General features: G+C 36.8%; 10 protein-coding genes. 2 read left to right on the top strand and 8 right to left on the bottom strand.

Going from position 1 to position 12,119, the window contains the following annotated elements; all coding sequences use genetic code 11:
* Nucleotides 1-88: 88 nt before the first annotated feature.
* Complete coding sequence (locus CXF71_RS21440) at nucleotides 89-229, bottom strand: hypothetical protein (RefSeq protein ID WP_157826742.1); 141 nt, start codon at nucleotides 227-229, stop codon at nucleotides 89-91.
* Between the two features lie 337 nt (nucleotides 230-566).
* On the opposite strand from CXF71_RS21440, the gene CXF71_RS11360 reads away from it, so the two are divergent.
* The gene (locus CXF71_RS11360; RefSeq protein ID WP_101233060.1) at nucleotides 567-815 is read left to right on the top strand and encodes a hypothetical protein; all 249 of its coding nucleotides are present in this window, start codon (nucleotides 567-569) and stop codon (nucleotides 813-815) included.
* A gap of 197 nt (nucleotides 816-1,012) precedes the next feature.
* Here the strand turns inward: CXF71_RS11360 and CXF71_RS11355 are convergent, their stop codons facing one another.
* The gene (locus CXF71_RS11355) at nucleotides 1,013-2,368 is read right to left on the bottom strand and encodes an MBL fold metallo-hydrolase RNA specificity domain-containing protein (protein WP_101233059.1); all 1,356 of its coding nucleotides are present in this window, start codon (nucleotides 2,366-2,368) and stop codon (nucleotides 1,013-1,015) included.
* 320 nt (nucleotides 2,369-2,688) lie between these two features.
* Between CXF71_RS11355 and CXF71_RS11350 the strand changes: the two genes are divergently transcribed.
* Nucleotides 2,689-3,204 (top strand): thioesterase family protein, encoded by a 516-nt coding sequence (locus tag CXF71_RS11350; protein WP_101233058.1) that lies wholly within the window; start codon nucleotides 2,689-2,691, stop codon nucleotides 3,202-3,204.
* 299 nt (nucleotides 3,205-3,503) lie between these two features.
* On the opposite strand, the gene CXF71_RS11345 is transcribed toward CXF71_RS11350, so the two are convergent.
* From CXF71_RS11345 to CXF71_RS11320, 6 genes are all read right to left on the bottom strand, one after another.
* Nucleotides 3,504-4,427: a DUF7281 domain-containing protein gene (locus CXF71_RS11345; RefSeq protein WP_101233057.1), complete on the bottom strand. Its 924-nt coding sequence runs from the start codon at nucleotides 4,425-4,427 to the stop codon at nucleotides 3,504-3,506.
* Nucleotides 4,428-4,605: 178 nt separating this feature from the next.
* Complete coding sequence (locus CXF71_RS11340) at nucleotides 4,606-5,877, bottom strand: hypothetical protein (protein ID WP_101233056.1); 1,272 nt, start codon at nucleotides 5,875-5,877, stop codon at nucleotides 4,606-4,608.
* A 37-nt stretch (nucleotides 5,878-5,914) separates the two neighbouring features.
* Nucleotides 5,915-6,538: a hypothetical protein gene (locus tag CXF71_RS11335; protein ID WP_101233055.1), complete on the bottom strand. Its 624-nt coding sequence runs from the start codon at nucleotides 6,536-6,538 to the stop codon at nucleotides 5,915-5,917.
* Entirely contained in the window at nucleotides 6,538-10,296 is a 3,759-nt protein-coding gene (locus tag CXF71_RS11330; protein WP_101233054.1) for an ATP-binding protein, read from the bottom strand. Before CXF71_RS11330 ends, CXF71_RS11335 begins: the two co-directional genes overlap by 1 nt.
* Before the next feature lie 38 nt (nucleotides 10,297-10,334).
* Nucleotides 10,335-11,225 carry a M23 family metallopeptidase gene (locus tag CXF71_RS11325; protein ID WP_101233053.1) on the bottom strand — a complete coding sequence of 297 codons (891 nt, stop codon included), beginning with the start codon at nucleotides 11,223-11,225 and terminating at the stop codon, nucleotides 10,335-10,337.
* Nucleotides 11,218-12,108, bottom strand: coding sequence for a 6-carboxytetrahydropterin synthase (locus tag CXF71_RS11320; protein ID WP_101233052.1), 891 nt, complete (start codon nucleotides 12,106-12,108; stop codon nucleotides 11,218-11,220). The genes CXF71_RS11325 and CXF71_RS11320 overlap by 8 nt, the downstream gene beginning before the upstream one ends.
* Nucleotides 12,109-12,119 lie beyond the last annotated feature (11 nt).

Here is a 12,119-nt window from a genome sequence, read left to right as displayed (position 1 = left end):
TTAATCAACATTACTAGGCTGTAATGAATGATAATTATGCTTACAAAAGTCATTATCAATTAATGAATCAATCGTAGTTAAAGTAGTTTTAGCAAGACTCTAGTTCTTCAATTCGTTTATCGTAAGCTTCAGCTTCACTGGTATATTTTTCATATTCTTCGTTATTTTCCAGTGCAACACGAGCTTTATCATGATATTCGGAGCTTTTCTTTTTATAATAGTCGATCATACTCTTCCTCTGTTTTCTGATTGATAACAGCTAAATAAATTACAGGCTACTGAGACTTATTTCAATAGCTAATAATTTTAAATTGAAAAATCTCCTTATATTGTTAGTTATCTGTTTACCAAATAGGCACAACAATGATGAATATTCAGGGAAAAACTGAGCGATTGATCCGTTAGTTTATCCACCTAATTAATTTATTAAATTAAATCATGTCGACTCAATAAACCCACTAATATTTTTTAGCGACAATAAACAGTTTTATTTTCATAGACATTACCCCCTTAGAAATAATAGACTGCTCCAAATTAAGTTATATTAATAATAACAGGAGAGTTATGTGGCATCGTTCATAGAGTTTTTACAAGGTAATCCTTTATACATAGTTGGATTTGTTTGTTTAATCATTTTTTTCATTGTTAGTTTACTTAAGAAAGCGATTAAACTTTTAGTGATAGCGCTTATATTGTTCGTAGGCTACAGCTATTACCTGAATGATATCTTCGATGCATATCAGGGTTCACTTGGCAGTTTAGAGTTATTGGAAAGTAAAGCCGAAACGCTAATCAAAGAAACATTAGAGCAATAATTTAACCAAACAGATAAAAGGCGTGAAAACGGCAAACTGTTCCTTTCGAGGTTCACAGCTAGATAATGGAGTAAAATCACGCCTTTTGTATTCATTTTTAAGCTGTCTTATAGGTTAGGTTTTCCTATTTAAGCGCCCTGCTCATTAACTCTTTTTTGCTCTACGTGCTACGTTAGGTCGATTCAATAACGGTTAACTTAAAGCCTTAATATTTCATGATAATTAGCAACTTCAACCTCGAATTTAGTGTGTTGCATTAAATGATCGCGCATCGCTTCACTGGCTTCGGGCTCTCCGTGAACTAATCGAATTTTAGTTTTAGGATGTAATTTTGAAGACTGTAACCACTTTGTAATATCTTCATAATCACCGTGACCTGATAAACCATTCAACACTTCAACCCTTGCTTTAACAGGCCACCACTTACCATGTATTTTTACATTGTCTTTTCCCGCTAAAATTTTTGCTCCACGTGTACCACCAGAAAGATAGCCTGTGAATAACACCGTGGTACGATAATCACCTATCAAACGTTTCAGATGATGTAAAATCCGCCCACCCGTAGCCATGCCGCTACCGGCAATAATTATATGAGGCATAATCAAATCAGATAATGCTTTTGATTCATCGACTGTTTTAGTGAACGCAACAATATTACACATATCCTGACATTGTTTCTTGCTTAGGCGATTCAACTCAAAATGTTGACAATAAATATTGAATACATTGATTGCCATAGGACTATCCAAATAAATAGGTAGCTTTGGAATTAAATCGCGTTTTAGTAAGGTTGCCAGCATATGTTGCACCGCTTCGGTTCTGCCTACAGCAAAACTCGGTATCAACAGTACGCCGCCTAATTTAGCTGTTGAATTGACTATTTCAGCAAGCTGTTCATAAGCATCTTCTTTATCATGTAGTCTATTACCATAGGTTGACTCAAGCAGTAATAAGTCTAGGGGAGGAAGGGGTTTTGGAGGATACATAATAATGTCATCGGGACGACCAACATCTCCGGAAAAACCGACACGTTTGCCATCCGCTTCCAATATGACACTAGCCGCTCCGAGTATGTGCCCTGCACTTTGCAATACTAAATCGATGTCGCCAATGCGGAACGCTTTATTAAATTCGACAGCTTGAAAAAGTGATAAACAGGCCTCTGCCGTTTCTTTGTCATATAAAGGCTCAGGATTTTCATGTTTACTAATTTTATGTTTTTTATAAAAATTAGCATCATCTTCTTGTATATGACCACTATCGGGTAGCAAAATGGAGCATAAACTAATGGTTGCGGGATGGGTATAAATAGCACCACGAAAACCTTGTTTATAAAGAACGGGAATGAAACCAGAATGATCTAAGTGTGCATGGCTAAGTACTATGGCGTCTAAGCTTTTTAAATCAAGTGGTAATGGCTCTCGGTTTCGTGCGCGTAGCCATTTATAGCCTTGATATAATCCGCAATCAACCAAAATTTTAGTCGTATTTGTTTCTATAAAGTATTTTGATCCTGTTACGGTTCCTGTACCGCCTAAAAATGTAATATTCATCGAAAACACCTCACTAAGGATTGCTAAACGGTCGACTATTTTCACCATCAGTAACATGATTGCATCGGCAAACAATAATCGCAGTTAATACAGAGAACATTCAATAACTCATTGTATAATAGTAGGCATATGGAATTATTTCTGCTTGTCAGATAATAGAAAAAGAAGCGATCAAAAATCGCTTTGATTTTACCAGGCGTTTTTTGTTGATTTTCGGATCAAATATAACGTTTATGACACTAGAACAAGAGGCAGCCCAACCGTATACAGAACGGGTGATGTTTACAACCCACCCTATTAATAATTTATAGGATAAAGTAATGGTTTTAAGATTTCGTTTTTTATTTTTATTATTTATCCATTTTTTCAAACGAACCCTTGGTATCATGGATGAAAACACGCTTAAATTTCGCGTTTTATTTAATGATGTTGATATCAAGAGGATGAGCAGTGACAGATACTTGCCCATTATGGATCTTGGTCGCATTAACATTATTCTTCAAGCTGGTCTTCTGAGAAGTTTTATAAAAAGAAAATGGATTCCAGTTTCTAGGGTAGCAACTATACGTTATAAATATCCTCTTAAATTTTTTCAGCAATATACATTGAAGTCAAAAATAATTTATTGGGATGATGAGTGGGTTTGGACTGAGCACCTATTCCAAAGAAATGGAAACACAACGACTGTCGGGATCAGTAAAGTTACTTTTTTAGGACCAAATGGGATGGTGCCTATATCTGACGTTATAGAAGCTTATGGTCATCCCGTAGCGAGGGTTGAAATGCCCAATGTTATAAAAGAATTAATGAAGGTTGAACTAAGTATGAAGGATTAACGCTAAATGATATAAGTCCAACAGCTGCTTGAAGCTTACAACTTACCGTGGGGAATCCTCAAAATTTCAAATTATTACTTCTGTTCGTACTAAACTGTCAGTCTCCAACTATCTGGGTTTAATGAAATAGAATCAATACTAGAGGTAACTAAACATTCAGGATGATCTAAAAGGAGCTTGTCTGTAAATAACTTTTACCCAAACTGATGAGCGACCTTGATTACTTACGCAATTATGCTTTTAACTGCATCATTTCTTGCATCAGATAGAGGAGAAGGATACAGCCAAAATACTTGCTATTACTCTTTGAGGCTTATTAAGGTTAAGGCGAGTTTATGTTTAAGCATATGCTCTTGTTTCAGGGTTTTTCTGTGGTTTAAGAGCGTGTTAAAAACACCCTGCCAGCAAACATTTTCTGTTTCTTGGCTTATGTATTTCTTCATTTTATCAGATAAATAAGAAACCGATGCGCTCTGCTTATACCATTCTTGTTCATTACCCAATAATGGCATAGTGACGTCGTTTGTATTTTTAAGGGTTAGCCAAAAATCTGCATGACTGGTAAGCGCAATTTCAATGCCTTTAGGGTCAAGGTCACTAAAACAAATTAATGGGATGTTTCCTTTAAAATGGCGAAAAAATTGATAACTGGTAGTAGTTGTCTGTTGTGCTTTAACATCTCCACGATAAAGCCACAAAGCTTGGGTTAAATCTAGTGTATTATCGATGGAGGTTAAGTTGATTGAACTGAGGTTAGCCATCACGGCAAGGTTTTCAACTAAAACAACAGCACTGTGCTCAATAGATTGAATTTCCTCAGCTTTTATATAGGCACCTAACGAAGTTAAGGGTGATATTTTATAGCAGCTTTGGTTGATTTTCACTTCAGATAAACTATTAATTAAGACAAACTCTTTACTGACAGCATAACTATTCGCTTTTTCATTTCGAGATTTTTCTGACGTGGTTAACCTATCTTCGCTAGTAGGATAAGGATCTTGTCTTATATCAAGGCCAAGAACGCCGTTAATTTCTTCACTTAGAGCTAAAATATTGTCGAGACTAAAGGTTAACCATTGTTTATTAACATCAAATTGACCAAAATTATATTCTTCATACAGCTTTGTTGCTAAGGATGAGTTTTTTATTTGGCCACCCTGCCGATGTTTTTGTAATTTATCTTGGGTGAAATTATAAAGTTGTTTGTTGATTGTTACTTTCATTTTGCATTCCTTTGCTATCGGTGTAGAACGGATTAAACAGGCTCATGTATTCCCACCGTATTTTTGGAATACAAGCGAAGATAATGGATCTTCGATAGCAAATCGAAGACAACGTTTTCAATGACCTGTTAAGTACATAACGTAGCAAGTAACAGAGTAAGGTTAAAACCATAAGCGATTAACTTGCTCTCAGTTCAGCTCTCAACTCTGATCTTAATTCGATAACTACATCACTATAACCATAATTATCCGTTGTACCTTTAACAGCAACGCCTTTCATTTTTATATTCAATGCATTTTGTTGTGCGCTAGTTAACTTGCAGTAGCAACTAAACACTAACTCGATCCAAGATTTTGGTGCAATAGATTGTGATTTTTCAAGCCAAGTATTTTGAAACTCTTGGTAAAAACCTAATGCTGAGACTGCGCAGTTATTTATGATCACGCGCTCGAATAATAATTCTGTTTGTTGTTCAAAAAAGTCTTCTTCCGCAGCAATATTTTCGATGGGTTTAAAGCTAACTTCACTGGTTGTTCTGGCTTTAATCGGTGTTACAACGGCTTGCTTACGTAATGATTGCACCAATAAAAGTAAAGGTTGTTCAATACCGGTTTGCTTCGTATCTACATAACTTCGCAGCGGCATTGGCGGCGAATATTTTAGTGTTTCTGGTATGTTTGGTAGCTCAAATAGGTTTTCATCAAGATCAAATTCAGGATGTTTACGTAAAAAACGCGCCATATTTCGTAATTGACTGGCCTGTTTTTCATCTCTACGTAAGCGGAATAAGCTAATGCGCATGTTATCAATAATTAAACGCAGCTTAGGTAAAATTTGATTATACCAGTAGACAAAACCCGATATTTTACGGGCAAACTCATTCGGACATGCCCAATCTAGCCACTCGTAACAATCTTGTGGGTCAATTTGCTGAAGTTCATTGAGCAGTTTTTGTGCATGTGAAAGATAGCGTTCATTCTGGCGTATTTTGTTAGATAAACTATTCACAAAACCAAACTGACTAACAATGGCAAAATGCATATTGTCTAAATTATTGTTTAAACTGTCTTTGGTTTCGTAAAGTAAATCATCAAGTTGATCTAAATAATACTCGGCATCTTCCTGCTCTTTGGCCTGTATCGCCAGTTGATAGTCTTTTGCCACTTCATCAATTGCATCAATCACTTTCCCCATATCGGTAAGTTGTCGATAACTTGATTGTTTGCGCATTAGTCGATTTAACATGCGTTTAAGATCGGTAGTTACTCGATATTCACCAGGAGATTCATCGGGTCTGATCAAACCCGATTTATGTAACAAACTAATGGTGTTAGCATCTTGCTCATCACTCGCTATCGAGCCATAAACATAGGCACTAGCTAGTAAGTCATTATATGCGCCAATTTGTCTGAGCAAAGTGGCAACTTGTGAAGAATCAAAACCAGCCATTATAATTCTCCATTAAAGCTTTTATTAAAACTTTTCATTAGAATAATAGCTCGTCTTGTTGGCTTTTCTCTTGTTCAGGCAAACTGACAAGCTCGGCATCGTTTAAGAATTCTATCAGTAAATAAATCAAGTCAAAACGTGCTGTAGCGTAATATCTACTGCTGCCAGTATTTTTACGAACAAAATACTGCATTTCTTCAAGCTTTTGAAAAACCATTACGAGTTGTTCACGCGTTTCTGTTTTATTTGTCTTGAACGGTTTTATCGATGTTAACCGACGTAATTGTTCACTCAGCGTTTGATCATGTTCAAAGGGTTCGAATAATTCATTAATATTAAGTACTGATTTAGCTCGAATAGGTAAATCAGCTTGCGTGGCCGTTAACAATAAATCTAAAAACTCAACTAAAGGCCTAAAAGTATTACGCATTTCAGTAAATAGAATACTGAGATCGTGATGATTATTATCATCCACTTGATTAAAGGTACAGTAATAAGCATCAGCACTATCAAGATAGGTAAGTTTTCTATCCAAATTAGATAAAAAATCATTCACTTTATCGTTTTGACTTTCCGCTTTTAAGTAGAGATATTCAGCTTCATAAGCCGTTTGACAAATAACAGCGCCACAGAGTAGCTTTTGAATAGTTTGTTTAAACATTAACTTAACTCCCCTGCAGTCTCTTTTTCAGGATCTTGTCCTGGCTCTTGTTGTGTAATGTTTGCTGCCTTATTACGCTGCGCTAATAACTCATCTAAACGAGATTGCGGAATATCGGCATGATAAATTTTATTATCTTTTAATTTATAATGACGATTATATAAAGATAAAATATGACGGTCTGTTGATGGAGAAGCCGATAACATACTAATATGGTTGTCATTAAACATTTTTAGTAAAAGATCTATATTTTCAGCTGCGAGTTCACCTAATTCATCTACCGGTAGAATTATTTGGCTCGCATGTTTGCTGTCACCACGTAACATGGCTAACAAACCAGCAAATAAAGACAACATAGCTAAATAGGATAAGCCCGTTGAACTGACCTTTTTAAGTTGTTTCGCATTACGCGCATGTTTTACTTGCCCTTTTTCGACAATAGTAAACTCTAAATCAAACAAATTGTTGTGCGCTAAAACAAAGCCTTCATTGGGTAAATAACTTGCCAATTTTTGCATAGCGAAGACTAAATCATCGGGTACTTCGCCAAGTCCATCGCGTAATTGATCTTTATACAGCTCAAAAACTTCGGCAAATTTTTGCAATGGTCCCCAGTAATCGAGCTCTTCTTGCTTCATTACCGTAGTGACATTGATATCAGCCAACGCTTCAAAATGCGCTAATGCAGTAACTTTGGTTGATAATAATTTACCAATACGTTTTATATTACGACCAAAGTTTTCGATGTGCTGATAAAACTCGTTGATCATGGTGGCATTGACTGTCACCAGTTGATAAGTGCTTTGCTGCTTTTGATCGGCGCTATTTAATAACTCGCTAATGGGTTCACGATATTTAAAGAGTGCTTTTGCACCGGAATAGTTATCGTTGTCATGCAATAGCTTTTGCCAGTTTTCGAAAAGCTCACTACCCGAGTGATCTTTTCTAAAACGTTCACTAAAAGTATTTAGCTGACTAGCCAAGCGTTTTTCAATCGTCTTAAACTGTTGATAATAATCATGGAAAAAGTTAACGGTTAAATCTGCTTGGTTTGCGGGCTCTTGCTGACAAAACTCACTATTGATCGCAGACATTTCACTTAAACGTTTATTATCATTAAGTTGCACTAATAAATCATCAGTAGCTTGTTTTTCTTGATTGTTTTTTCTAATTAACTGTTTTAAATCGTTAATTTTAGTCGATAGTTCAATACGACTATCTTCATAATTTGTTTCTATATTACGTTTGATGATTTTTCGGTTTTGATTTTCTTCAGCTAAGGCATCACGATGACAATAACGCTCATTCATAAAGCTGTTATAGTCGCGCGCCTTTTGGGCAAAGACTGAACATTGCAGTAAGTCTTTTTCTAAGTTCACCCGTTTGGCAATGCGTTTATCTACTTCACCTTCAGGATCAAGTTTTTCAATATCAATAGCTTGCTGCTTTTTAAGGTCCGTTAAACGCTGTTTTGTATTACTGAGCAGTGTTGATAGTTGCTCAGACAATAGCGTTAACTGATTGTCTCTATCACTTTCAACCACCATACTTTTTTCTAACTTATCGTTTGTAAGTTCATGTAGTTGTTCCGTTTTATTCTCTTCAAAGTTAAGCTGCTTTTTCTCAAGGGCTTTTAATTGTTGAGTAAATGTTTGTAATTGTGTTTCTATGGTTTGGCGATGTGCTTTTATGGCGAGCTGTTTTTTAACCATCAAGCTTTCTTGCTGCGTTTTCAATTGCCCTAACGTTAGCTGTTGCTGATTCAAGCTTTGTGCTTGTTCAGTTACAGTAACTTTTAGCTGACTAATTTCTTTGGCAATAAATTTTAATTGCTCATCAAGCTGTGAAATTTTATCTGTTTGTGTTTGTAACTTATTTTCAATAACTTGGCGCTTTTCTCGCAGCTGAACTTCGTCTAAAAATAAAGAATCGTTACAAGGTAGTTGTTGTAAATCTATCGATAAACCATAAAGACTTGCTGGTGCGTTACTATCGGTGCTGTTTTCTAGCCACTGTGGATTTAGATCAGAGCGCGATAATTGATCGGTTGTTAGCAAACGACCAATAGTGTCTTGCCAATTAGTGGCTTGAGGTTCATTTATAAGATAATGATGTAAAGAGTCGGCTTGAGGCAATAGTTGTAATTCAACCTGGTGGTAATCTTGTCGTAATTGTTCCGCATATCGATTAACGTCACTGCGTTGTGTAAGCTGATGATCCTGCTGTTTTTCTAGTTGATATTGTTGTTTTTGTAATTCAGATGCCTGTTGTACCAGTTGATTAGTATTTTGCTGAGCGTGCGCTAATGCGTCAATGTTAGCTTCTATATCAATAGATAATTGCGCTGGTATTATTGGCTGGTTAAGTTGTTGATTAGCCGTATCTAATTGATGTTGTATGATTTGCTGATCTTTTTGCAGTTTAAGCTCTTCTTTATGCAACTGGGCATTAAGGGCATGCTCTTGCTGATGAAACACTTCATTAATGTGTGATAATTGTTCATTAGACTGAGTCGCAATTAGGGAATATTTTTCTTTGTTACTGTTGATAGCTTTAAGCTTTTCTACTTCCATTTGCTGAATAAGCTTATCGAATTTTTGCCCTATTTTACTGATATTCCCTTCAAATGCATCAATAACGGCTATCACTTCATTCAGTTCAGCTTGAATTTGGGGGGCTTGCTCGGCTTTTATTTGATAGCTACTGGCATCATCGTCATCAAAGTTAAGTTTATCTTCATCGAGTAAATCAATTTTACTTAAATCAGCTTCAATTTTCGCAATGAGATCAAACAAGGCTTTTTGATATTGTTCGGTTGTATTTGCTAATTCACTTTCAAGTTTACCGCGGGTTTCAATACTACTCTTTTTAAGTTCATCCCGTTGTTGCTGTTTAACTTCTAGGCGCTGTTGATGCGCTATTATCTCAGCATGAAGATGTTGTAACTTATTGACTAAACTTGCAAAGGCACTAAAGTCGTTTTGCCAAACAGATATTTTATCTGCTACTTTTTTTATAGCGCGACTCGCTTGAATATCAGCAAGCCAGTTAGTAATGTCGGCTTTATTTAAACTGAGCTGTTCTTTTTCATCAAGGGTGTCACGGGCAAGATGATCACTGGCAATGGCCACTAACATACGTTTAACCGCTTCAAAATCTAGATTTTTTTCTATGGTGCCGTTAATTACTTTATCAATATGCGGGCAGGCTTGCTCACTAAAAGAAAAACGGTTTTGTAGTAATCTTATTTCTTTGTGTTTACGACCACTGCGCAAATTTTGAATAACTTGACGGTATTTATCTATGCCTAAAAATTTGGAGCTTTCTTTACCCATATTACGATAGTTTTTTTCTATTTCGTTAAGTGTAAAAGGTTTAGCTTTGCTACCGGTAATACTGGCAATAAAATGCTGACTGTCGTAAGCAGCATCAATAAACTTAAAGTGCACACCCCTGCCATCACTGGTGGCTAACACTTGGCATTTTTGTCCAAAGGGTCTTGCGTATTCGTACACTAAAATACTGGACTCGCGTGGTAAGTAAAAGTCGGCAAAGTTTTTCGCTTGGTCAACCTTACTAACAATATCACTAGGTCGCATGCCATAAAAAAGAGGTAACAATCGCATGAGCGAGGTTTTACCTGCGCCGTTTGTTCCTTCAAGTTGAGTGTGACCCGTTAGATCAAGTTCGTTTACTTGTCCTTGCCAAAAACTATCAATAATAATAATGCGTAGCAGCGAGTAGCCATGTTCTGCCATAGTGTGACCTTAGAAAAGATTAATGAGTTGAGGTAAAGTTAATGAAGAGGTTGTATTTTTAGCACTAGTGCGGGGTCAATTTTTACATCGAACCAGTTAATGCGCCAATCTAAATGAGGTCCGGTTGCTCTGCCGCTTTTACCAACTGCTGCGACTACCTGCCCTTGTTTAATCTTATCACCTTGTTTTACATACGAGTTACTTAGGTGTAAAAAGGTGGAGCTCACGCCCTGACCATGATCAATAATCATGGTACCACCGGAGTAAAACATATCGGGTACCCACAGTAATACCGTACCCGATGCTGGAGCTTTTACCGGATCGCCCGTTTTACCAGCGTAATCTAAACCAAAGTGTGGATTTTTAGGCACGCCATTATAAACACGTTGGCTGCCATAAACGCCAGTGATTGTACCTTCAATGGGGGCAACAAAACCATGGGCAAAATAGTTAAGTGAGCTCGCTACTTTTCGAGCTGTTTTAACTTGCTTACTATCGAGTTGCGCTCGGGCAACAGCTTTAGGATCTGGCTGCATTATGCTTTTTTTAATGCCCTCAATACGCTGAATATTATAACTGCGTTTTTGTGGCGTTAATGTTTTCTCCACCCGATCACCATTAACTGATGTAATGACGAGTTGATAACTTTGTATATCATCACGAGAAAAGCCAAAGGTGAAATCACCCTTGTTTGAAACAGTGATTGTTTTGCCATTTAAGGTGACGGTATTTTGGGCAAGTGTTTTACCCACCATTAAACCGCCTTGCTTAACTTCACCGGTTAATGCTATCGCTTCTTTAGCGGCCGATACTTGATAACTAACAGTAAAACAACTCACCAGTGCCAATGCGATTAGCGTTTGGCTTAATTTATTACCTAAGTAACTCGTTAAGGAATTACGTAAATTATCTGTTAAAGAGTTAACCATGAACAATTGCCCCTTTAGCTACACCTTCATAGGCAATAACCTTTATTTCGTTATTTACTAGTTCAGGATGTTCGGCCTTGACTTGTCTTAAAATAAAATCAGCTAACAATTCTACCGTTGAATCACAATCAACGACATCAAGGACTTTGCGGTCAACGGCGATGTCAAATCGACCTTGCGGCGCATGGTAACTAAAATATTGATGATCGGGTGTTAAATTGTTTATTGCTTGAGCAGATAACTCAATATCGTCGACAGAAATTCTATCGGCTTCACTGGCAATATAAATATCTTGCCAGCGCTTGCACCATGCAGCTTCTAATGTAGCGTCTCTTTTATCATCAACTAAGATTTGAATTTTAGATCTATGGCCATGTGCGATACGTTGGCAATTGCCATCATGCAATTTTAAGCCATGGGTATAATGATAATAATCCGTAGGAATATTTTCAGGGCGCAACACTAAGGTCAAACCTTGCACATTATCTGGCAAGTGCGTCAAAATAATAGCCGTAAGGTGTTTAGTTACCGCGGGTACTGTGATGGTTAAACTGTCTATCGAGGCAAAAGCACATGCTGGAGATTGTAAATAATAACTAGCTGCATCACTGATAAAGTCAACCGTTTGATGGCCATCATTATGCGGCGAGTCAGCCAAGGTTAAGGCTTGCTCTTGAATAGGCAATAACAGTTTATGGTCAACGGCATCATCTATAATGGCTTTGATTTGCTTTTTAACCACGGCAAAATCTAGCACCATACTCATTTCATTTAACGACCCGTCGAGTAATACGTCAACAATCCAGCTCTCACCAACAATACCGCGCTCTTTGCACAGGTATGAAAAATCAATAACGGTAAGATCATCTACAAATAATTGCATTTTTTTACTTT

The organism is Colwellia sp. 12G3, assembly GCF_002836775.1.
Classification (GTDB): domain Bacteria; phylum Pseudomonadota; class Gammaproteobacteria; order Enterobacterales; family Alteromonadaceae; genus Colwellia.
This window is presented reverse-complemented; position numbering and strand designations above follow the sequence as displayed.

Excerpts from the sequence above, each read along its gene's own strand:
- CXF71_RS11320 (WP_101233052.1), bottom strand. The coding sequence starts at position 12,108 with ATGCAATTATTTGTAGATGATCTTACCGTTATTGATTTTTCATACCTG.
- CXF71_RS11345 (WP_101233057.1), bottom strand. The coding sequence starts at position 4,427 with ATGAAAGTAACAATCAACAAACAACTTTATAATTTCACCCAAGATAAA.
- CXF71_RS11355 (WP_101233059.1), bottom strand. The coding sequence starts at position 2,368 with ATGAATATTACATTTTTAGGCGGTACAGGAACCGTAACAGGATCAAAA.
- CXF71_RS11335 (WP_101233055.1), bottom strand. The coding sequence starts at position 6,538 with ATGTTTAAACAAACTATTCAAAAGCTACTCTGTGGCGCTGTTATTTGT.
- CXF71_RS11340 (WP_101233056.1), bottom strand. The coding sequence starts at position 5,877 with ATGGCTGGTTTTGATTCTTCACAAGTTGCCACTTTGCTCAGACAAATT.
- CXF71_RS11325 (WP_101233053.1), bottom strand. The coding sequence starts at position 11,225 with ATGGTTAACTCTTTAACAGATAATTTACGTAATTCCTTAACGAGTTAC.
- CXF71_RS11350 (WP_101233058.1), top strand. The coding sequence starts at position 2,689 with ATGGTTTTAAGATTTCGTTTTTTATTTTTATTATTTATCCATTTTTTC.
- CXF71_RS21440 (WP_157826742.1), bottom strand. The coding sequence starts at position 229 with ATGATCGACTATTATAAAAAGAAAAGCTCCGAATATCATGATAAAGCT.
- CXF71_RS11330 (WP_101233054.1), bottom strand. The coding sequence starts at position 10,296 with ATGGCAGAACATGGCTACTCGCTGCTACGCATTATTATTATTGATAGT.